Origin of the sequence: Micromonospora sp. DT233 (assembly GCF_049841815.1) — a bacterium.
Classification (GTDB): domain Bacteria; phylum Actinomycetota; class Actinomycetes; order Mycobacteriales; family Micromonosporaceae; genus Micromonospora.
This window is the reverse complement of the sequence record NZ_JBNCLB010000002.1, coordinates 747,968-768,227: the sequence shown is the minus strand read 5'-3', so window position 1 is coordinate 768,227 and position 20,260 is coordinate 747,968. Positions and strand designations below refer to the sequence as shown.

At 71.6% G+C, this 20,260-nt stretch carries 16 protein-coding genes; 12 read left to right on the top strand and 4 right to left on the bottom strand.

The window, feature by feature from the left end; genetic code table 11:
• The first annotated feature begins 11 nt into the window (after positions 1 to 11).
• Together ACLQ2V_RS07675 and ACLQ2V_RS07670 are read left to right on the top strand one after the other, a co-directional pair.
• Positions 12 to 1,337 carry a sensor histidine kinase gene (locus ACLQ2V_RS07675; RefSeq protein ID WP_425717761.1) on the top strand — a complete coding sequence of 442 codons (1,326 nt, stop codon included), beginning with the start codon at positions 12 to 14 and terminating at the stop codon, positions 1,335 to 1,337.
• 2 nt (positions 1,338 to 1,339) lie between these two features.
• On the top strand, positions 1,340 to 2,881 hold the full coding sequence (locus tag ACLQ2V_RS07670) for a SpoIIE family protein phosphatase (RefSeq protein ID WP_425717650.1): 1,542 nt from the start codon (positions 1,340 to 1,342) through the stop codon (positions 2,879 to 2,881).
• Here the strand turns inward: ACLQ2V_RS07670 and ACLQ2V_RS07665 are convergent.
• Positions 2,878 to 3,282 (bottom strand): hypothetical protein, encoded by a 405-nt coding sequence (locus ACLQ2V_RS07665; protein ID WP_425717765.1) that lies wholly within the window; start codon positions 3,280 to 3,282, stop codon positions 2,878 to 2,880. The two genes, ACLQ2V_RS07670 and ACLQ2V_RS07665, sit on opposite strands and share 4 nt — an antisense overlap.
• On the opposite strand from ACLQ2V_RS07665, the gene ACLQ2V_RS07660 reads away from it, so the two are divergent.
• From ACLQ2V_RS07660 to ACLQ2V_RS07630, 7 genes are all read left to right on the top strand, one after another.
• Positions 3,240 to 3,623, top strand: coding sequence for a Scr1 family TA system antitoxin-like transcriptional regulator (locus tag ACLQ2V_RS07660; RefSeq protein ID WP_425717649.1), 384 nt, complete (start codon positions 3,240 to 3,242; stop codon positions 3,621 to 3,623). The genes ACLQ2V_RS07665 and ACLQ2V_RS07660 overlap by 43 nt on opposite strands.
• Positions 3,614 to 3,805 (top strand): DUF397 domain-containing protein, encoded by a 192-nt coding sequence (locus ACLQ2V_RS07655; protein ID WP_425717648.1) that lies wholly within the window; start codon positions 3,614 to 3,616, stop codon positions 3,803 to 3,805. Before ACLQ2V_RS07660 ends, ACLQ2V_RS07655 begins: the two co-directional genes overlap by 10 nt.
• Positions 3,806 to 3,861: 56 nt before the next feature.
• Positions 3,862 to 4,428: a TIGR03086 family metal-binding protein gene (locus tag ACLQ2V_RS07650; RefSeq protein WP_425717647.1), complete on the top strand. Its 567-nt coding sequence runs from the start codon at positions 3,862 to 3,864 to the stop codon at positions 4,426 to 4,428.
• Positions 4,429 to 4,534: 106 nt separating this feature from the next.
• Positions 4,535 to 5,401 (top strand): ATP-binding cassette domain-containing protein, encoded by an 867-nt coding sequence (locus ACLQ2V_RS07645; RefSeq protein ID WP_425717646.1) that lies wholly within the window; start codon positions 4,535 to 4,537, stop codon positions 5,399 to 5,401.
• Positions 5,398 to 6,999, top strand: a complete 1,602-nt coding sequence (locus ACLQ2V_RS07640) for a hypothetical protein (protein ID WP_425717645.1) — start codon at positions 5,398 to 5,400, stop codon at positions 6,997 to 6,999. Before ACLQ2V_RS07645 ends, ACLQ2V_RS07640 begins: the two co-directional genes overlap by 4 nt.
• Positions 6,996 to 7,652 (top strand): hypothetical protein, encoded by a 657-nt coding sequence (locus ACLQ2V_RS07635; RefSeq protein WP_425717644.1) that lies wholly within the window; start codon positions 6,996 to 6,998, stop codon positions 7,650 to 7,652. The genes ACLQ2V_RS07640 and ACLQ2V_RS07635 overlap by 4 nt, the downstream gene beginning before the upstream one ends.
• A gap of 131 nt (positions 7,653 to 7,783) precedes the next feature.
• On the top strand, positions 7,784 to 8,734 hold the full coding sequence (locus tag ACLQ2V_RS07630) for a threonine ammonia-lyase (RefSeq protein ID WP_425717643.1): 951 nt from the start codon (positions 7,784 to 7,786) through the stop codon (positions 8,732 to 8,734).
• A 50-nt stretch (positions 8,735 to 8,784) separates the two neighbouring features.
• On the opposite strand, the gene ACLQ2V_RS07625 is transcribed toward ACLQ2V_RS07630, so the two are convergent.
• On the bottom strand, positions 8,785 to 10,875 hold the full coding sequence (locus tag ACLQ2V_RS07625) for a S9 family peptidase (RefSeq protein ID WP_425717642.1): 2,091 nt from the start codon (positions 10,873 to 10,875) through the stop codon (positions 8,785 to 8,787).
• A gap of 116 nt (positions 10,876 to 10,991) precedes the next feature.
• Here ACLQ2V_RS07625 and ACLQ2V_RS07620 point away from each other — a divergent pair, with 116 nt between their 5' ends.
• Positions 10,992 to 12,272 carry an FAD-binding oxidoreductase gene (locus tag ACLQ2V_RS07620; protein ID WP_425717641.1) on the top strand — a complete coding sequence of 427 codons (1,281 nt, stop codon included), beginning with the start codon at positions 10,992 to 10,994 and terminating at the stop codon, positions 12,270 to 12,272.
• A gap of 107 nt (positions 12,273 to 12,379) precedes the next feature.
• On the opposite strand, the gene ACLQ2V_RS07615 is transcribed toward ACLQ2V_RS07620, so the two are convergent.
• Positions 12,380 to 14,470: a SpoIIE family protein phosphatase gene (locus ACLQ2V_RS07615; protein WP_425717640.1), complete on the bottom strand. Its 2,091-nt coding sequence runs from the start codon at positions 14,468 to 14,470 to the stop codon at positions 12,380 to 12,382.
• A 292-nt stretch (positions 14,471 to 14,762) separates the two neighbouring features.
• Here ACLQ2V_RS07615 and ACLQ2V_RS07610 point away from each other — a divergent pair, with 292 nt between their 5' ends.
• Positions 14,763 to 19,133: a HAMP domain-containing protein gene (locus tag ACLQ2V_RS07610; RefSeq protein WP_425717639.1), complete on the top strand. Its 4,371-nt coding sequence runs from the start codon at positions 14,763 to 14,765 to the stop codon at positions 19,131 to 19,133.
• Positions 19,130 to 19,684 (top strand): response regulator, encoded by a 555-nt coding sequence (locus tag ACLQ2V_RS07605; RefSeq protein WP_425717638.1) that lies wholly within the window; start codon positions 19,130 to 19,132, stop codon positions 19,682 to 19,684. The genes ACLQ2V_RS07610 and ACLQ2V_RS07605 overlap by 4 nt, the downstream gene beginning before the upstream one ends.
• A gap of 44 nt (positions 19,685 to 19,728) precedes the next feature.
• Here ACLQ2V_RS07605 and ACLQ2V_RS07600 read toward each other — a convergent pair whose 3' ends face one another.
• Positions 19,729 to 20,241, bottom strand: coding sequence for a GbsR/MarR family transcriptional regulator (locus ACLQ2V_RS07600; RefSeq protein ID WP_425717637.1), 513 nt, complete (start codon positions 20,239 to 20,241; stop codon positions 19,729 to 19,731).
• Positions 20,242 to 20,260: the final 19 nt, after the last annotated feature.

Here is a 20,260-nt window from a genome sequence, read left to right as displayed (position 1 = left end):
CGCTGTTCCAGATGGCGCTGCGGGTGGAGCACGACATCTTCGTGGTGCGGCAGCGCGGTCGGGAGGTGGCCGCGGCGGTCGGCCTGGACCACCAGGACCAGGTACGGCTCGCCACCGCCCTCAGCGAGGTGGCGCGGGACCTGCTGCGCGCCGTCGGCGGCGCGGACGTGACCTTCGCCGTCGAACTCGACGCGCAGGGGCCGCCCCGGATGCGGGTGGACCTGGCCCCGGTGCGTCCGTTGCCCGGCGGCCGGTACGAGCCGCAGTCCGGCGCGGTGGCGCGTCTGGTGGACATGTTGGGCGTGGTGCACCGCGAGGGAGATACGGTCGTGAGGATGTCCCGACGTGTCCCGGCGAACGCGCAGGCGCTGACCCCGGAGCGACTGGCCGAGCTCCGCGCCGAGCTGGGCAGCAGCGCCCCGGGCAGCGCCCTGGACGAGCTCACCCTGCAGAACGAGCAGCTGATCGCGGCCCTGGACGAGGTGCGCAGCCAGCGCGACGAGTTGGCCGAGCTCAACGAGGAGTTGCAGGAGACCAACCGGGGCGTGATGGCCCTCTACAACCAGCTCACCGAGGAGCTGGAGGAGACCAACCGGGGCGTCGTGGCGCTCTACGCCGAGCTGGACGAGAAGTCCGCCCAGCTCCGCTCGGCCAGCGAGTCGAAGAGCCGGTTCCTGGCCAACGTCAGCCACGAGCTGCGCGCCCCGGTGACCGCGATCATCGGGTTGAGCCGGCTGCTGGCCGACTCGGCGTCCGATCCGCTGACCGAGGAGCAGTCCCAGCAGGTGGGGTTGATCCGGGCGTCGGCCACCGACCTGCTCACCCTGGTCAACGAGCTGCTCGACCTCGCCAAGGCGGAGTCCGGGCGGTTGGAGCCCAACTGGGCCGAGGTGGACCTGCGGGCGGTCTTCGGCCAGCTCCGGGGCACCATGCGGGCGCTCGGCACGAAGCCGGAGGTGGAGCTGGTGGTGGACGATCCGCCGCCGCCGGGGACGGTCCGCTCCGACGAGGTGCTCCTCGCCCAGGTGCTGCGCAACCTGCTGCACAACGGGTTGAAGTTCACCGAGCGGGGCGAGGTCCGGCTCCGGGCGGAGTTCCGGGACGACCGGTGGCTGCTGTCGGTTTCCGACACCGGCATCGGCATCGCCCCGGAGCTGCACGAACGGATCTTCGAGGAGTTCTACCAGGTGCCGGGGAGCACCCGGGTCGGCGGCACCGGCCTCGGCCTGCCGTACGCCCGGCGGGTGGCGCGGCTGCTCGGCGGCAACCTGGAGCTGACCAGCGAGCCCGGCCGGGGCAGCACCTTCACCGTCGACCTGCCGGTGGGCGGAGCGTGATCGTGGAGGGCGGGCCGGCGACCGTGCTGGTGGTCGACGACAGCCGCACGAAGCGTTACCTGCTGGTCAACTGGCTCAGCCGGGCCGGCTTCACGACGCTGGAGGCGGAGAGCGGCGGCGAGGCGTTGGCCCGCATCGGTGTGGACCGGATCGACCTGGTGGTCCTCGACGTCCGGTTGCCCGACATGACCGGGTTCGAGGTCTGCGAACGGATCAAGAAGGCGCACCCGGCGATGCCGGTGGTGCACGTGTCGGCGCACGCCGTCGACGTGACCGACCGGGCCCAAGGCCTGACCCGGGGCGCGGACGCCTACCTGGCCGAGCCGATCGAGCCGGAGGAGCTGAGCGCCACCGTCCACGCGGTGCTGCGCTACTACCGGGCCCGGCAGCGCGCCGAGCTGCTGGCCGAGCGGCTCACCGTGCTGGCCCAGACCACCGTGGCGGTGCACGCCGCGCCCAACTTCGCCCGGCTGCTGGAGTCGGCGGCGGCCGGGGCCGCCCGGATCTTCAAGGGCCCGGCGCTGGTGGTGGCCGAGACCTTCGACGGGGACTGCCTCGCGGGCGTCTCGGCGGGCCCGGGAGACGAGCCCCGGATCGTCCCGTGGGTGGTCGACGACACCGGCGTGCCCACCGGCTCCACGGTGCGGGTGGACGACCCGGCCAACTGGGCGCTGGTGCAGTGGCTGCCCGGCGACCAGGTGACCGTGGCCGCGGCGAAGCTGCGCGAGGACCGCGCGCCGCTCTACGTGGTGGTGCCGACGAGCACCCAGACCGCCGGTACGCCGGTGCTGGTGCAGGTCGCCCAGGCGGTCGCGGCGGCGGTGGAGGCGCAGCGCTCCTTCGACGAGGAGCACCGCATCGCGGTGACCCTCCAGCGCAGCCTGCTGCCCCGCCGCATTCCGGAGATCGCCGGGCTCGACCTCGCCGTGCGGTACGAGCCGGCCAGCGCCCAGACCGAGGTGGGCGGCGACTTCTACGAGCTGGTGATGCTCGACGGCCACCTGCTCATGGCGATCGGCGACGTGGCCGGGCACTCCCTGCACGCCGCCACGGTGATGGCGGAGCTGCGGCACGCGGTGCGCGCGTACGCCGTCGAGGGCCACCAGCCGGGGGCGATCCTGCACCGGGTCAACGAGCTGATGCGTACGCTGCTCCCCAACGAGCTGGCCACGATCTGCCTGCTGCTGCTGGAGCCGACCACCGGCCACGTCCGGCTGGCCAGCGCCGGGCACCTGCCGGCGCTGCTCAACCTGGACGGCACGGTGGAGTACGTCCAGCACTCCGCCCCGCTGCTGGGCGTCCGCGCGCCCCGCCCCGACGACCTGGAGTTCGTGCTGCCGCCCGGCGCGACGCTGGTGCTCTACACCGACGGGCTGATCGAGCGGCGGGACACCGACATCGACGCGGGCCTGGCGGCCCTGGCCCGCTGCGCCCAAGTGGTCGACGACGACCTGGACGCCTTCTGCCAGCGGCTCCTGGTCGAGCTGGCCCCCATCGCGATCCACGACGACGTAGCCGTAGTAGCCCTCCGCCGCCGCCGCTAACCCCACCCCACCCCCACCCCCCCCACCCGGTTGATCAAGAGGTTTGCGTCAAGATTGATCTCCACTTTGACGCAAACCTCTTGATCACCGACGCTCGCGCTCCGGGGGGCGCGGGGGCGGAGCCAGCCCAGGAAGCGGTGGTGCAGCATTCCGGGCGGGGGTGCGGTGTACGGGTGGAGTCGGTTCAGCTCGTCGTCCGCCTCCAGCATCAGGCCGGCCAGGTGCACGGCGAGGGTGACGAGACAGCCGGCGTACTCCTGGCGCAGGTGGGCGCGGGCGGGCGAGCAGGGCCACGGACCCCCGCAGACCCGGCAGAGCCAGATCGGGCGGACCGGGAGGTGTTCGCGGACCACCGGCGGTGGGGTTGGCCGGGGTGGGCCCGGCGGTCGGTGCTCCGGCATCGGCCGGCCTCCTTGCTGCGGGTGGGTGCTGCGGGTGGGGTGGATGCGGGGGCGGGCCGCCGGGTTCGGCCCGCCCCCGCGCGGTTCCGTCCGGGTCGGGGATCTCGGGGGAAGAGAGACAGCCGAACGGTCCCGCTGGTTTCACAGTCGTCATCGCCACGCCCCCGGTCGGCGACGATATGGTCTATGTGGAGGGTCAGCTCGGCGGCCACGTCGTCGACCGACCGGCCGACGTGCGCCGGATGGTCGACGTCTGGGAGTCGATCCGGGGCGAGGCCCTGCCCCACCAGCGGTCGGTGGAGCTGATCGCGGAGACGACGGAGGCGGAACCATGGACCTGAACAATGCCCGGTGGCGCACCAGCAGCCGCAGCAACGGCACCGGCGGCAACTGCGTCGAGGTGGCCGACAACCTGCCCGGCGTGGTCGTCGTACGCGACTCGAAGGACCGCACCGGGCCGGTGCTGGCGTACTCCCCGACGGCCTGGCGGGCCTTCCTCACCGCGCTGACGCCGGCCGACTGAGCGACGCGGGCATCGAGGGTACGGCGGTTCGGCACCATCCCTCCTAGACTGCCCGCATGGCGACGAAGACCAGTGAACTGCTCTCCGAGGCCGCGCCGCGCGCCATCGCGGTGGTCCGGGCCATCCGTGACGACCAGCTCGAACTGCCGACCCCGTGCGCGGACTACACCGTGCGGGACCTGCTGAACCACCTGTTCCAGGTGTTGGTCAACTTCCAGGAGATGGCCGCCAAGCGCCCGCCGAACTGGGACAAGGTCGACTACCTGCCGGAGGGCTGGCGGGACCGGTTCGCCGCCGAGGCGCAGCGGCTGATCGAGGCGTGGGCGGATCCGGCCGCGCTGGAGGGCGTTGCGCCCGGCATGGGGCTGCCCGCGCAGGTCGTCGGGGAGATGGCCCTGATCGACCTCACCGTGCACGCCTGGGATCTGGCCCGGGCCACCGGCCAGCCGTTCGACGCGGCACCGGCCGTGGTCGCCGCAGCGCACGCCTTCATGGACCGGATGGGCGACGCGGGGCAGCGGATGGGAGCCTTCGCGGCACCGGTCGAGGCCCCGCCGGGCGGCACCCCGTTCGATCTCGTCCTGGCCCGGATGGGCCGGCAACCCACCTGGTCGCCGCGCTGACCCGCCTCCTCCGGAGGCCAGCGGGCCTCTGCCCCAGTCTGCTGACCAATCGGTTACCGTGCGAAGCGTCGCCATCCGGTGGCCCTGATCGCCAAGAGGGGGCGGCGTGAGTGACGTTACTGTTTCTGCCTCCGATATTTCTTTTGCTTACCGGCGGACCGTGGCGTTGGCGGGGGTGTCCTTCGAGCTCAAGCGGGGCGTTACGGCTCTGCTGGGCCCTAACGGGGCCGGTAAGACCACCCTTCTCCAGGTCTTGGCCACCGCAATCGTTCCCGATGGTGGTCGATTGGCCCTGATGGGGATCGACCCCCGGGAGGTCCGGGAGAGAGCGGCCGCAAGGGCGCTCCTTGGTTATCTGCCCCAGGACGCCGGACTCTACGGAAACTTCAAGGTGGCTGACTTCCTGGAATACATGGCGCTGCTCAAGAAGCTGGCCGGCCGGACGCAACGCAAGAGTGAGGTGTCGAAGGTTCTGGGATTTGTCGGCCTGTCAGCCGACCGTGATCGCCGTATCAAGGCGCTCTCCAGGGGGATGCGTCAACGAGTTGCGCTGGCGGTGGCGCTTCTCGGGGACCCTCAGTTCCTGGTACTTGATGAGCCTACGGTTGCGCTCGACCCTGAACAACGGCTTCGTTTCCGCGAGCTGATCGCAGACCTCGGGGAGGAGCGGACCGTCCTGCTGTCCACCCATCAGACGGAAGATGTCGCGCACATCTGCTCGCGTGTGCTCGCGATGAATCGTGGCCGCATCATCTTTGACGGGCAGTCCTCGGAGCTCGTTGAATTTGCCCGTGGCAAGGTCTGGCAGAGCGAGAAGAAGGCTGGGGAAGCCCTGGCCAGCTGGCGGACCGGAACTGGCCACTACCGTAACGTCGGGATTCCTCCGGCAGGTGTGGAAGCGCTTGAGCCTAGTCTGGACGACGGATACATTCTGCTCCTTGACTCAAGCTCACGAGTCGAGGAGCCGGTGTGATCGAGACCCCGTTTCGGAGTGGCTCCCCCATCCAAACGAAGACTTTGGCCGATCGTTCAGCAGTGTTCGCGCTTGGCCGGGTCGAGGCGATTCGTCTGCTACGGCACCCTGTCATGCTGGGCGCGTTCCTATCGCTCGCGGCGGCCTGGAGCATTCCCGCGCTGCTCAACGACCCGGCAGACGCGTACCCGATCATGCACGAGGTGAATCAGTCCGTCCAGCTCCTCACGGCCTTCCTGCTGGGCGGTGCCGCCCTCATCGTCAGTCACCTGGCGGTCATCCGAGACGCTCACCATCGTTCCGAGGCGTTGGTGTCCGTCCTGGTGCTTGAACGTTGGCAGCGGCTTCTCGCCCATCTGCTCGCGCTGGTGCCTCTCGCACTGCTCGCCGGACTGCTTGCGGTGGTTCGGGTCGCGATGATCGGTGCGAATCCGAACGCCGTCGGGCGCGTGGCCGCCTACGAACAGGCCGTCGGCCCGCTCGCGGTGGTGCTGCTTGGCGCCGGTGGGATTCTCCTGGGATGCCTGACGACGCTTACCGTGATCGGGCCGCTCGTGGTGGTTCTCTTGACTATAGCGACGCTGGGTTCGACATACTTCGCGCCGGGGAACGGTCTTCGGCTCCAAGCGCTCCTACCGGTCACCTATGGCGAGGTGTTTGTACTTCCGATCCCAGGCGCGCTCGCCGACCGTCGTGATGACTGGCATCTTCTCTACCTGGTCGCCGCTACGCTGCTCATTGGTGTTATCGCGCTTCTCGCAAGCGGCTACCGGGCACGCTGGGTCAAGGCCGGGGCCGTGGTGGCTGCGGTCTCGGTGGGCTCGGTCGCTTGGATCCAGGTGCTTCCCATCGACTCCTCCCTCACCGCGGCTCGCGCCATCGCCACGAACGAGCCGTCTGTCCAGCAGGTGTGTGAGCGCAGATCGAACGTGACCTACTGCGTGTGGCCCGAGTTCAGACCGTGGATCGCATCCTGGGAGCGGGTCGTCCGTGGCGTTCTGGCTCAGGCGCCGGACGAGGTGGCTTCTCGGCCGCTCGCAGTTCGACAGCGGGTCAACGCCGCCCACCCGCTCGGATTCGGTGCGGGCTCGATTTCCAAGGCCCCGGTGGCCAGTTGGTCCCGTGACGACGAACGGGCGGGCATCCCGGACGCCGTCATTGCCGAGACGGCGTGGGGCAGCCCGGAGCACAAGTTCGGACTCGCCGCTCGGTTGGCATATACGGTGGTGAGCGGAAAGCCGCCAGCGGTGAACATCGCCGCCGCGTGCGGGTCGCAGGCACTCATTACCCTGTGGCTCGCGGTGAGAGCGGATGAATCGGTCTCCGCTGCCCTGGAGCAGGTGCGGAAGCAGGGAGGCGGCGGATTGTTCCTGACCACTGCCGGCTTTGGGACCGGCGTCGCCTTCACCTACCCGGCGATTGTCCTTCTACAGGCTTTGCTCGAACTTCCGGTAGACCTGACCCAGAGCAAGATCCGTACGTCGTGGGCGCAACTGGTTGATCCCTCGACCACACTCCGTCAGGCTGCGGTGAGCCTAGGGCTTCCCGTGTCCCGTATCCCGGCGATCGAGGACAGCCGCTGCGGGAAGAACGAATGATATTCCTGGCATTGCTGCAGCCCACCGCGCGTGCCATAGGGTGGCGGAGCGGCCTGATAACGGCGCTTGCCGGCGCCTTCATCGCGGCGGTGCCGGTGCTCTTCTCGGTAGAACTTCAGCCCGACGACCTCGCAACCATCCTTCGAATGGTTGCGGCGACTGGCGCGTTGAGCATCGGCTTCCTCCTGCACGACGGCGCGTCGACCATCTCGTCGGTGGTGCCTACCTCCCGGCTTACCCGGAACCTGGCCAGGGTGTTCTGGATTGGCGTGGCGGCGATTCCGTGGTGGATCGTGATTCTCCTGCTGGTGGGGTTCGGGGCTGGTGCGGATCAGCGGGAAGCACTGCCCTTGACGGGGCTGACGGCCGAGGCGTTGGCGATCCTCGGGGTGGCGCTGGCGGCAGCCGCCGGCGCACAGCGTCTCGGCGCCGAGGAACATGTGGGCTTGATTGTGGCGATGGCCGTGATCGTGCTGACCTTCGGAGCGGTATTGCTACCGGGCGACATGGCGGTCGTCCTCCCACCGAGCGACCCGCGGTTTGCTGACGCGCGCATCTGGTGGCTCCTCATGGCGCTGTTTTCGGTGCTGGCCTTCCTCGCCCTCAGCCGGGAGTGGGCGTCGTCCAAAACGGTCGCGCGGCGACGGGCCTGACCCTTCAGGGTTCGGAAGCGTGCCCTGCTTGAAGGTGTACCCCGTTGGATTGGCGCGGCTTCTGCGGCTGGCTCGGGATCATGCGGCCAACCGGTGCCCGCCGCGAGTCCCGATGACGGGAGAATGCCCCGATGGACCTCGTGACTCTCGCCGACATCCGGGTCGCCGCCGCCGACATCGCCCCGACCGTGCTGCGTACCCCGCTGCTCCCCGCCCCCTGGGACGACGCGCTGTGGCTGAAGCCGGAGAGCCTGCAACCGGTCGGCTCGTTCAAGCTGCGCGGCGCGACCCACGCGGTCGCCCGGCTCGACCCGGCGGCGCGGGCCCGGGGCGTGGTGACCCACTCGTCGGGCAACCACGGCCAGGCCCTCGCCTACGCGGCGCGGGCGGCCGGGGTGCCGTGCACGGTGGTGGTGCCGCAGGGCGCCCCGGAGGTGAAGATCGCCCGGATGCGGGCGTTCGGGGCGCGGCTGGTGCTCGTCGCACCGGCGCAGCGACTCCCCGAGGCGCTGCGGATCGTCGCCGAGACCGGGGGGACGCTGATCCCGCCCTTCGACGACCGGCGGATCGTCGCCGGGCAGGGCACGATCGGCCTGGAGATCGTCGACGACCTGCCCGAGGTCGACGTGGTGCTGGTGCCGGTCGGCGGCGGCGGCCTCGCCTCCGGGGTCGCCACGGCGGTCCGGGCGCTGCGCCCGTCGACCGCCGTGATCGGCGTCGAGCCAGAGCTGGCCGCCGACGCCCAGGAGTCGCTGGCCGCCGGCCGGCTGGTCCCCTGGGACGTGTCGCTGACCTACCGGACCTGCGCGGACGGGCTGCGCACCGGGCCGTCCGAGCTGACCCTGGCCCACCTGCTGGACCGCCTCGACGGCATCGTCACCGTCACCGAGGAGGAGATCCGGGCGGCGGCCGGCCGGATCATCAACGAGGCCCGGCTGGTGGTCGAGCCGAGCGGGGCGGTGGCGACGGCCGCCCGGCTGTTCCGCTCCGGCCAACTGCCGGTCGGGCGTACCGTCGCCGTGCTGACCGGCGGCAACGTCGAGCCGACGCTGCTGGCCGACCTGGTCACCACCGCCCGCTGAGCCGCCGGGCCCCGCCGTCAGCAGCCGGCCCAGGCCCTCAGCCGCCGGCCCTACGCCTTGAGGCGGTCGAGGATCCAGGCGTTGACGAACGCCTCCTCGCGCCAGGAGTCGTACCGGCCGCTGGGGCCGCCGTGGCCGGCGCCCATCTCGGTCTTGAGCAGGTAGTCCCCCCGGGGGGCGACCGCGCGCAGCCGGGCGATCCACTTCGCCGGCTCGTGGTACAGCACCCGGGTGTCGTTGAGGCTGGTCACCGCGAGGATGGCCGGGTAGTCCACCGGGGCGACGTTCTCGTACGGGGTGTAGGACTTCATGTACGCGTACACCTCGGGGTCTTCGAGGGGGTTGCCCCACTCCTCCCACTCGGTGACGGTCAGCGGCAGCGACGGGTCGAGGATGGTGGTGAGGGCATCTACGAAGGGCACCTGCGCGACGATGCCGGTGAACGCCTCCGGGGCGAGGTTGGCCACCGCGCCCATCAGCAGGCCGCCGGCCGACGCGCCCCGGGCCACCAGCCGGTCGGCCGAGGTCCAGCCGGAGCTGGCCAGGTGCCGGGCGCAGGCGACGAAGTCGGTGAAGGTGTTCTTCTTGGCCAGCAGCTTGCCCTCGTCGTACCAGCGTCGGCCCAGCTCGCCGCCGCCCCGAATGTGGGCGACCGCGAAGATGACCCCCCGGTCCAGCAGGGAGAGCCGGGGGATGGAGAACCACGGGTCCATGCTGGCCTCGTACGAGCCGTACCCGTAGATGACGCAGGGGGCGGAGCCGTCGCGGGGCGTGCCGGCCCGGCAGACCAGCGAGATCGGGACTCGGGTGCCGTCGTCGGCGAGCGCCCAGTCGCGGTGCTGCTCGTAGTCGGCCGGGTCGAACTCCCGGCCGTCCGGGCCGGGGCGGACCGGCTTGCGCCGCAGCAACGTCAGCTCGCGGGTGGCCAGGTCGTAGTCGTAGACCGACTCGGGGCTGACCAGCGAGGCGTAGCGCAGCCGGAGCTGCCGGGTGTGGTACTCCGGGTTGCTGTGCAGCCCGACGCTGTAGATCGGCTCGGGGAAGTCGATGTCGTGGCCGTCGCCGCCGCCCACCGGCAGCACGCGCAGCCCGGTCAGCCCGTTGCTGCGCAGCGAGACCACCAGGTAGTCGGCGAAGGCGTCCACCGACTCCAGCCGGGTGCCGGGGGTGTGCGGGATCAGCGGCACCCAGTCGCCGGGCGCGTCCGCCGAGGTGTACGCCAGCGCGAAGTCCTCGGCGTCGTCGTTGTGCAGGATCAGGAAGCGGTGCCCGTGGTGCTCGACGGCGTACTCCACGCCCTGCCGGCGCGGCGCGATGCTCGCCGGCTCGCCGGTGGGGTTGCTGGCCGGGATGACCAGCACCTCACTGGTAATCTTGCTGTGGATGTCGATGAGGATGAAGCGCTCCGAGCGGGTCAGCTCGACGCCCACCCAGAACCGCTCGTCGTCCTCCTGGTAGACCACGACGTCCTCGCTCGACGGGGTGCCGAGGCGGTGCCGCCAGACCCGGTTGGGCCGCCACGCGTCGTCCACGGTGACGTAGAAGAGCACCGAGGCGTCCGCCGCCCAGGCCGTGCCGTAGAAGGTGTCGGGCACCTCGTCGGCCAGCACCTCGCCGGTGCTGAGGTCCTTCACCCGCAGGGTGAACCGCTCGTCACCGGAGAAGTCCGTCGAGTACGCCAGCCACCGGCCGTCCGGGCTGACGTCGAACGCGCCGAGGGAGAAGAAGTCGTGCCCCTCGGCGAGCACGTTGCCGTCGAGCAGCACCTCCTCGCCGTCGAGCGGCGCACCGTCGGCGCTGACGGGGGGCTCGGTCTCGCCGTCGCGCAGCGCCCGGCGGCACTGCACGCCGTACTGCTGACCCTCGACCGTGCGGGTGTAGTACCAGTAGTCGCCCTTGCGGCTCGGCACCGACAGGTCGGTCTCCTGGGTGCGGCGGCGGGTCTCCTCGAAGAGGACGCCGCGCAGCTCCTCCAGGTGCGCGGTGCGCGCCTCGGTGTACGCGTTCTCCGCCGTCAGGTGGGCGATGGTCTCCGGGTCGTCCTTGGTGGCCAACCAGGCGTACTCGTCGACGACCGTGTCGCCGTGGTGGGTGCGCTCGGTGGGGACCTGCTTGGCGACGGGCGGGGTCTTGGTGGTCACGCCGGTCAGGTTACCGGCCGGGTGGCATCCCGACCGGCCGGTCGCCCCGGTGCCGCCGCCCCGACCCCGACGTCGAGGGACAGGCAGAGCTTTCGAACACCTGTACGATATGGAGCATGGCGGCAGCAGCAGCGGACATCATCCGTCGACTCATCGATATCTGCGGGCCGGCCTTCGCCCGGCTCGCGGGCGCGGCCGACGTGGTCGCCGGGCGGCCGGCCCACTGGGTGGCGTTGCCCGGCGATCCGGGCGCGGCGGCCAAGGTGCTCCGGCTGGCCGCGGCCCACGACCTGACGGTGGTGCCCCGTGGCGCGGGCACCAAGATCGACTGGGGTGCCGCCCCGGAGCACGTCGACATCATGCTCGACACCGGCCGGCTGGCCGGCGTCGGCCATCGGCCGGGTGCCCGGGTGGCGACCATCGGGGCGGGCACCCCGTTGCGGGCGGCGCAGGCGATCCTGGCGGGCACCGGGCACCGGCTCACCCTCGACGCGCCGTCGCCCGACGCCACGGTCGGCGGGGTGCTGGCCGCCGACGAGGCCGGGCCGCTGCGGCACCGGCACGGCAGCCCCAGCCAGCAACTGGTCGCGATGAGCTACCTGACCGCCGACGGCGAGCTGATCAGCACCGGCGGCGACGCGTCCGGCCCGGGGCTGGCCCGGCTGCTGCACGGCTCCCGGCGCGGCCGTGGCGGGGTCCTGGTCTCGGCCACCCTGCCGGTCCAACCCCTGCCGGCGAGCCGGGCCTGGGTGACCCGCCCGGTGGAGAGCCCCGCCGAGGCGGACACGCTGGCGGGGTTGGTGCGCGCAGCCCCGGTCGCCCCGGCCGCCGTCGAGCTGGACCTGATGGCCCGCGCGAGCCGGGCCCGCCCCACGCTGCCCGCCGACGATCCGGCGGCGGTCGCCCGGGCCCGGCACCCCTCGATGTTCCAGCGCACCCTGCCGCCGAGCGCCGTGGGCACCCTGGCGATCCTGCTGGAGGGCGATCCCGCCGACGTCTCCGAGCAGGCGGACTGCCTGCTGGAGATCCTCGGCGAGAAGGCGGCGGTCCAGCAGTCGGCCCCGCCGTGGTGGGGGAGCTACCCGTTCGGCCCCGACGACACCGCGCTGCGCATCGAGGTGCCGGCCGTCGACCTGCGGGCGGGCCGGCACGGGCCGCGCGTCCGCGTCGGTGACCTCAGGACGGTCGCCCTGGCGCTGTGCGACGTGGCCGGCAACCCCGTCGCCATGCGTGGCTGCGCCGGGCAGGGCATCCTGCACGCGGTCCTGCCGGGTGCGCTCCCCGCCGACCAGGTGGCGTCGATCGTCACCGGGGTGCGCCAGACGCTGCTCTGCCGCTGCGGCCGCTGCGTGGTGGTCGCCGCGCCGCCGGCGGTGCGCAGCGCACTGGGCCTGTGAGCCGACGTCCCGCCGACGGCGTGCGGGCCCCGGCGGCGGAGCCGCCCCCGCTGCCCGCGCGTCACCCCGAATCCGTCGTCGGCGCGCTCGGGCCGGTCGTGGCGGCGCTAGAGCCGGTCGTTGCGGAGCACCAGGATGGCGATGTCGTCGCGGGGCGCCTCGACCGAGAAGCCGATCGCGGTGGTGCGCAGCCGGGCGGCCACCACGTCGGCCGAATACCCGGCCAGCGGCGCGGCGGACTCCCGCAGCCGCTCGACGCCGAAGAGTTCCCGGCCCCGGCGGCGCTCGGTCACCCCGTCGGTATAGAAGATCAGCGAGTCGCCGGGGGCGAGCACGATCCGGGCCGTCGGCGAGGTGATCGAGTCGAGCAGGCCGAGCGCGGTGCCGCCGACGCCGACGAAGGAGGCCCCGTCGCCCGCCCGCAGCAGCACGGGCCGGTCGTGGCCGGCCAGGTGCAGGTCCACGTCGAGTCCGCCGTCGTCGCCGGGCCCGACCGCCGCCAGCGCCAGCGTGCAGTAGCGCCCGCCGCCCCGCTCGACCAGCGTCTCGTTGAGCCGACCCAGGGCCTCCGGCAGCGGCTTGCCGTCGGTGACCAGCACCCGGATGACGTCCCGGACCAGCCCGGTGACCGCCGCCGCCTCGATCCCCTTGCCGGAGACGTCGCCGACGACCACGAGCCAGCGGCCGTCGGGCAGCGGCAGCACGTCGTAGAAGTCCCCGCCGACCTCCGCGTCGTCGCCGGTCGGCACGTACTCGGCGGCGAAGCCGATGCCGTCGACCTCCGGCAGCGCCGGCGGCAGCAGCGACCGTTGCAGGGTCTGCGCCACCCGGCGTCGCTCGGCGTGGATGCGGGCGTTCTCGATGGCCAGGGCGGCCCGCCGGGCCACGTCCTCCAGCACCGCGACCTCGTCGGCGTCGTGGCGGTGGCGCTGGTGGCGGCCCACCGCCAGGGTGCCCAGCCGCTGCCCGCGCGCGACCAGGGGGACCGCGAAGCCCTCCATCGGCCCGCCGAGGGGCACCTGCGAGCCGGTCCGCGACGCCTCGCGCAGCCGCGCCTGCACCGAGTCCGGGCCCGTCTCCCGGAGCACCTTGTCCAGCTGCGGCAGCACCGACTCGTCGGCGTGGATGGCCGCCGCGAGCCGCAGCCGCCCCCACTCGTCGGCGGTGTGCACCGCGCACCACTGCCCGAGGCGGGGGACCACCAACTGCGGGATCAGCGCCATGGTCAGCTGGACGTCGAGGGACTGCGCCAGCAGCTCGCTCGCCTCCGCCAGGAAGGTCAGCCAGGCCTGCCGCCGCCGGTCGGCCCGGCGCAGCCGGTCGTTCTCCAGGTGCAACGACAGCCGCTCGGCGGTCAGCACCGCCAGCGGCCGGGCGTACGTCGAGGGGGCGGCGTCCAGCTCCAGTTCCCCCGCGTACGGCCGGTGCACCGCCAGCGGCACCTGGAGCAGTTCGTTGCCGGGGCGCGGATTGCGGCCGTACCGGGCGACGACCCGGGTGCCCTGCCCGTCGCCCCGGTCCAGCCGGACCACTCCGCCGGCCGCGCCCACCATCTCGGCCAGCCGGGTGAGGAGGTCACCGGCGAAGGCCGGCAGCGGGTCCTCGGCGTACGGGTCGGGGGCGGTCTGGATCAGTTCGCTCATCGCCCCGGCGCTCGGCCCCGGGTGGTCGGCGGCCGGGCCGGCGGTGTGCGCCACGGCGGTGCCCCAGGCGGTCCCGGCCTGCGGGCCGGCGCTGCCGTCCGGTCGTGCGGGCGCGTCCGACCGGTCCAGCCGGAACCACACCCCCTTGCCCGTGGGCAGGTACGTGGTGCCCCACCGGCTGGCGAAGTGGTCCACCAGCAGCAGGCCCCGCCCTCGCACGGAAACCTCGTTGATCTCGGGGTTGTCGTTGCGGACGCCGACGGTCAGGTCGTCGACGGAGCCGGGGGCGAAGTCGGAGACGGTGACGGTGAGCCCGACGTCGTCGGCGACGACCTCGATGTCCAGCTCGGTGCGGGCGTGCTCGACGGCGTTCGTGCTCAGCTCGGTGGTCAGCAGCAGCGCCTCGTTGACGAGGTCGTCGAGGTGCGCGGCGGCCAGCACGGACCGGACCAGGGCACGCGCGGCGGCCGGTGTCCGCCGGTCGGCGGGCAGCCGTACGCGCCGGACGCGCTCGTCCGGACCGTCGAAGATCGCCGGCCCTGCCTCCGCTGACACCTCCGTATCCTGCAACGCCACCGCCCGTAAACCAAGCCACCCACCCACCCCTCACCCCCGCACTCCCTCTCCCCCGCCCCCGTCCCGCCTCGTTGATCATGAAGTTATTGCCAGCGACACGCCGCGTGGATGGCAATAACTTCATGATCAACGGGACGGGGGAGGGGAGGGACGGGGACGGCGGAGGGGGGTGGGGCGTGGTGGGCGGCTTGGTGTCGGTGGTTGGGCGGGCACAATGATGGGACGGCCCCCTGCCGGCCAGGCCCGGCGGCCCCGAACTGAGCGAGGAATGATGACCACGGCGAAACGATCGCTAGCCGCGGACCCGTCCGCGCCGGACCAGGCCGCCCTGCTCGGTGAGCTGGTGGAGGCGCTACGCCGGGTGCGCGGCGGTGACCTGAAGGTCCGGCTGCCCCGCCGCGCGGGCGCCGCCGGTGAGGTGGCGGACGCGTTCAACGACGTGGTGGCGGTCCAGGAGCGCCAGCACCTCGACCTGCGCCGGATCAGCCGGGTGGTCGGCCGGGACGGTCGACTCACCGAACGCCTCGACGAGGAGGGGCTGGAGGGCTCCTGGGCGGAGGGGCAGCGGGCCGTCAACTCGCTGATCGACGACCTCGGCCGCCCGACCACCGAGATCGCCCGGGTGATCGTGGCCGTCGCCGACGGCGACCTGTCCCAGCAGATGGCGTTGGAGATCGACGGCCGTCCGCTGCGCGGGGAGTACCTGCGCATCGGCCGCACGGTCAACACGATGGTGGATCAGCTCAGCTCGTTCTCCAACGAGGTGACGCGGGTCGCCCGGGAGGTGGGCACCGAGGGCAAGCTCGGCGGCCAGGCCGACGTGCACGGTGTCGCCGGCACCTGGAAGGACCTCACCGACTCGGTCAACACCATGGCGTCGAACCTGACCCACCAGGTGCGGTCGATCTCCGAGGTGGCCACGGCGGTCTCCCGGGGCGACCTGTCGCAGAAGATCACCGTGTCGGCGAAGGGCGAGGTCGCCGAGCTGGCCGACACGTTCAACTCGCTCACCGACACGCTGCGGCTCTTCGCCGAGCAGGTGACCCGGGTGGCCCGCGAGGTGGGCACCGAGGGCAAGCTCGGCGGCCAGGCGGAGGTGCCGAACGTCGCGGGCACCTGGAAGGACCTCACCGACAGCGTCAACTCGATGGCGTCGAACCTGACCGCGCAGGTGCGCAACATCGCCCAGGTCTCCACGGCCGTCGCGCGGGGCGACCTGTCGCAGAAGATCACCGTCGCCGCGCAGGGCGAGATCCTGGAGCTGAAGGACACCGTCAACACGATGGTGGATCAGCTCTCCTCGTTCGCCGACGAGGTGACGCGGGTGGCCCGGGAGGTGGGCATCGAGGGCAAGCTCGGCGGTCAGGCGCAGGTGCGCGGGGTCTCCGGCACCTGGCGGGACCTCACGGAGAACGTCAACCAGCTCGCCGGCAACCTGACCAGCCAGGTCCGCAACATCTCCCAGGTCTCCACCGCCGTCGCGAAGGGCGACCTGAGCCAGAAGATCACCGTGGACGCCCAGGGCGAGATCCTGGAGCTGAAGAACACGGTCAACACGATGGTGGACCAGCTCTCCTCGTTCGCCGACGAGGTGACGCGGGTGGCGCGGGAGGTGGGCACCGAGGGGAAGTTGGGCGGTCAGGCGCAGGTCAAGGGCGTCAGCGGCACGTGGCGGGACCTGACGGACAACGTGAACTCGATGGCGTCGAACCTGACGTCGCAGGTGCGCAACATCGCGTCGGTGACGACGGCGGTGGCGAAGGGCGACCTGTCGCAGAAGATCACCGTGGATGCCCGGGGTGAGATCCTGGAGCTGAAGTCGACGGTCAACACGATGGTGGACCAGCTCTCCTCGTTCGCCGACGAGGTGACGCGGGTGGCGCGCGAGGTGGGCACCGAGGGGAAGCTGGGCGGTCAGGCGCAGGTGCGCGGGGTCGCCGGCACCTGGCGGGACCTGACCGACAACGTGAACTCGATGGCGTCGAACCTGACCGCGCAGGTGCGCAACATCGCCCAGGTCTCCACCGCCGTCGCCAAGGGCGACCTGTCGCAGAAGATCACGGTGGACGCGCGGGGCGAGATCCTGGAGTTGAAGTCGACGGTCAACACGATGGTGGATCAGCTCTCCTCGTTCGCCGACGAGGTGACGCGGGTGGCGCGCGAGGTGGGCACCGAGGGCAAGCTCGGCGGTCAGGCGCAGGTCAAGGGCGTCTCCGGCACGTGGCGGGACCTGACGGACAACGTGAACTCGATGGCGTCGAACCTGACGTCGCAGGTGCGCAACATCGCGTCGGTGACCACGGCGGTCGCGAAGGGCGACCTGTCCCAGAAGATCACCGTGGACGCCCAGGGTGAGATCCTGGAGCTGAAGTCGACGGTCAACACGATGGTCGACCAGCTCTCCTCGTTCGCCGACGAGGTGACCCGGGTGGCCCGCGAGGTCGGCATCGAGGGCAAGCTCGGCGGTCAGGCGCAGGTCAAGGGCGTCTCCGGCACCTGGCGCGACCTCACGGAGAACGTCAACCAGCTCGCCTCCACGCTCACCACCCAGCTGCGGGCCATCGCCCAGGTGTCGACGTCGGTGACCCGGGGCGACCTGACCCAGCGGATCGCGGTCGAGGCCCAGGGCGAGGTCGCCGAGCTGAAGGACAACATCAACCAGATGATCGTCACCCTCCGGGAGACGACGAAGAAGAACGCCGAGCAGGGCTGGCTGGACTCCAACCTGGCCCGCATCGGCGGCCTGCTCCAGGGGCAGCGGGACCTCGGCGAGGTCTGCCGGATGATCATGATGGAGGTGACCCCGCTGGTCGACGCGCAGCTCGGCGCGTTCTTCCTGGCCGACACCTCCGAGGGCAGCATGCGGCTGCGGCTGACCGCCTCGTACGGCTACGTGGCGCGGGGCCACGACGTCACCTTCGGCCCCGGCGAGGGGCTGATCGGGCAGGCCGCGCTCTCCCGCCGGACGATCCGGGTGAGCGCCTCGCCGGACGGCCGGATCACCCTGCGCTCCGGGCTGGCCGACACCCCACCGGCCGACCTGGTGGTGCTGCCGGTGCTCTTCGAGGGCGAGCTGCTCGGCGTGATCGAGTTCGCCAGCGTGGCGGCCTTCTCCGGGTTGCACCTGTCGTTCCTGGAGCGGCTGGTGCTCACCATCGGCGTCGCGGTCAACACCATCCAGGCCAACCGGCGTACGGAGGAGTTGCTGGCCCAGTCGCAGCGGCTCGCTCACGAGTTGCAGGAGCAGTCGGCCGAGTTGCAGCGCACCAACGCCGAGTTGGAGGACAAGGCCCAGTTGCTCTCCGAGCAGAAGGCCAACATCGAGACCCAGAACCGGGAGATCGAGCTGGCCCGGCTCGGCCTGGAGGACAAGGCGCAGCAGCTCACCCGGGCCTCGGCGTACAAGTCGGAGTTCCTGGCCAACATGAGCCACGAGCTGCGTACGCCGCTGAACTCCCTGCTGCTGCTGGCCCGGCTGTTGGTGGAGAACTCGGAGCGCAACCTCAGCCCGAAGCAGATCGAGTTCGCCCGCACCATCCACGACTCCGGCTCGGACCTGTTGCGCCTGATCGACGAGATCCTCGACCTGTCCAAGATCGAGGCCGGCCGGATGGACGTCGAGCCGACCGAGGTCGGCTTCGACGAGCTGCGGGTCTACGTGGAGCAGGCGTTCGTCCCGCAGGCCGAGGAGAAGGGCCTCGGTTTCCAGGTCGAGGTGGCCGAGGAGCTGCCCCGGGCGCTGGTCACCGACGCCCAGCGGTTGCAGCAGATCCTGCGCAACCTGCTCTCCAACGCGGTGAAGTTCACCGACAGCGGGGCGGTGACGCTGCGGATCGCCCCGGCCGCCGAGAACGTCGTCTTCGACGTGCCGGCGTTGACCAACGCCCGGCAGGTGATCGCCTTCACGGTGATCGACACGGGCATCGGCATCTCCGACGACAAGCTGTCGCTGATCTTCGAGGCGTTCCAGCAGGCCGACGGGACGACCAGCCGCCGTTACGGCGGCACCGGGCTCGGGCTGTCGATCAGCCGGGACCTGGCCCGCCTGCTGGGCGGCTCGATCGTCGTCACGTCGGTGCCCGGCCAGGGCTCGACCTTCACCCTGTACGTGCCGGACGTGCTGGCCCCCGACGCGGTGGTCGCGCCCGCGCCGCCGTCGCCGTCGCGGGCCGGCCTGCCCTCGTCGCTGCTGCTGCCCCCGCCGACGCTGCAGGTGGCGACCGACTCGCCGGCCACCCGCCGGCTGGAGGGCGTCACCGTGCTGATCATCGACGACGACGTGCGGAACGTCTTCGCGCTGACCAGCGCATTGGAGTTGCACGGTATGACCGTGTTGTACTCGGACAACGGCGCGGACGGCGTCCGCCGGTTGGCCGAACATCCGGAGGTGGACCTCGTGCTGATGGACGCGATGATGCCCGACCAGGACGGCTACGAGACCACCCGACAGATCCGCCGTAACCACCGCTTCGCCGATCTCCCGATCGTCTTCCTGACCGCGAAGGCGATGCCGGGGGACCGCGAGTCCGCGCTCGCGGCCGGGGGTAGCGACTACATCACCAAGCCGGTTGACCTGGACCAGCTCATCGAACTGATGGCGTCCTGGGTGAGCGGCGGCACCCGAGGCGAGGAGAGAGCGTGACCCAGACGGCCAAGGCGCTGTTGGTCGACGACCGGCGGGAGAACCTGATGGCCCTGGAGGCCATCCTCCAGGGGCTGCCGGTGCAGTCGGTCGCCGTGGAGAGCGGTGAGGCGGCACTCAAGCAGCTGCTGGTGGACGACTTCGCGGTCATCCTGCTCGACGCCCAGATGCCGGACATGGACGGCTTCGAGACCGCCAGCCACATCAAGCGGCGGGAACGCACCCGGCACGTGCCGATCATCTTCCTCACCGCCGCCGACAAGGACGCCCAACTCGCCCTGCGGGGGTACGCGGTGGGCGCGGTCGACTACCTGACCAAGCCCTTCGATCCCTGGGTGCTGCGGGCCAAGGTGTCGGTCTTCGTCGAGCTGTGGGTCAAGACCCGGCAGCTCGCCGCCCAGTCGGACGTGGTGCGGGAGCGCGAGACGCAGTGGCGCACGCTCACCGACGCCGTCGACGAGGCCACCGCCCTGTTACGGGCCGACGGCCCGGACGCCTGCGACCGCGCCGTCGACCTGCTGGAACAGGCCCGCTGGGGCAACACCCGCTGAACGCCGCGCTGAGTCGCGCAACGCCTACCCGTCCGGGCCTTCGGCTATCGGGTGGGTGGCGGGTCGCCGTGGCCGGTGGCGGCGCGGCGGGCCCGCCAACGCTCGCCGAGCGAGTCGAGTTCCTCCTGGACGAAGGCGAAGAAGTCGCGCATCTCGGAGATCCGTTCACCGGCCGGGGTGTCCCGGCCGGGTAGGGCATCGAGCCCGTCGTCGGCGATGTCGATGAAGCTCTTGTAGAGGCCGGTCTTGGTGATCGCGGCCTCGTACCAGGCGTTGTCCGGCATCCGGTAGCGGTCGCGCCGGGACCCCTTCACCGGCTCGCGGGCCAGGACCTTGAGCTGGGTCAGGTAGCGGACCGCGCCGGAGACCGCCGCCGCGCTGACCCCGAGCCGCTCGCCGATCTCGGCGGCGGTCAGCGGCTCGTCGGCGCTGATCACCGTGAACAGCACCCGGCCCGCCATCCGGGGAAAGCCGACGTCCGCGAAGGCCATGGCCATCCGCTCCACGAAGAAGTGGACCGCCTCCTCGTTGCGGCGGGGCGGCTCGGCGGGGGTCATCGGGCTCTCCCTCGGCGTG

What these genes read in the sequence shown, in the direction of transcription:
- ACLQ2V_RS07665 (WP_425717765.1), bottom strand. Translation starts at nt 3,282, where the DNA reads ATGCCGGAGCACCGACCGCCGGGCCCACCCCGGCCAACCCCACCGCCG.
- ACLQ2V_RS07650 (WP_425717647.1), top strand. Translation starts at nt 3,862, where the DNA reads ATGGCGACGAAGACCAGTGAACTGCTCTCCGAGGCCGCGCCGCGCGCC.
- ACLQ2V_RS07675 (WP_425717761.1), top strand. Translation starts at nt 12, where the DNA reads ATGGCGCTGCGGGTGGAGCACGACATCTTCGTGGTGCGGCAGCGCGGT.
- ACLQ2V_RS07620 (WP_425717641.1), top strand. Translation starts at nt 10,992, where the DNA reads ATGGCGGCAGCAGCAGCGGACATCATCCGTCGACTCATCGATATCTGC.
- ACLQ2V_RS07610 (WP_425717639.1), top strand. Translation starts at nt 14,763, where the DNA reads ATGACCACGGCGAAACGATCGCTAGCCGCGGACCCGTCCGCGCCGGAC.
- ACLQ2V_RS07635 (WP_425717644.1), top strand. Translation starts at nt 6,996, where the DNA reads ATGATATTCCTGGCATTGCTGCAGCCCACCGCGCGTGCCATAGGGTGG.
- ACLQ2V_RS07600 (WP_425717637.1), bottom strand. Translation starts at nt 20,241, where the DNA reads ATGACCCCCGCCGAGCCGCCCCGCCGCAACGAGGAGGCGGTCCACTTC.
- ACLQ2V_RS07630 (WP_425717643.1), top strand. Translation starts at nt 7,784, where the DNA reads ATGGACCTCGTGACTCTCGCCGACATCCGGGTCGCCGCCGCCGACATC.
- ACLQ2V_RS07655 (WP_425717648.1), top strand. Translation starts at nt 3,614, where the DNA reads ATGGACCTGAACAATGCCCGGTGGCGCACCAGCAGCCGCAGCAACGGC.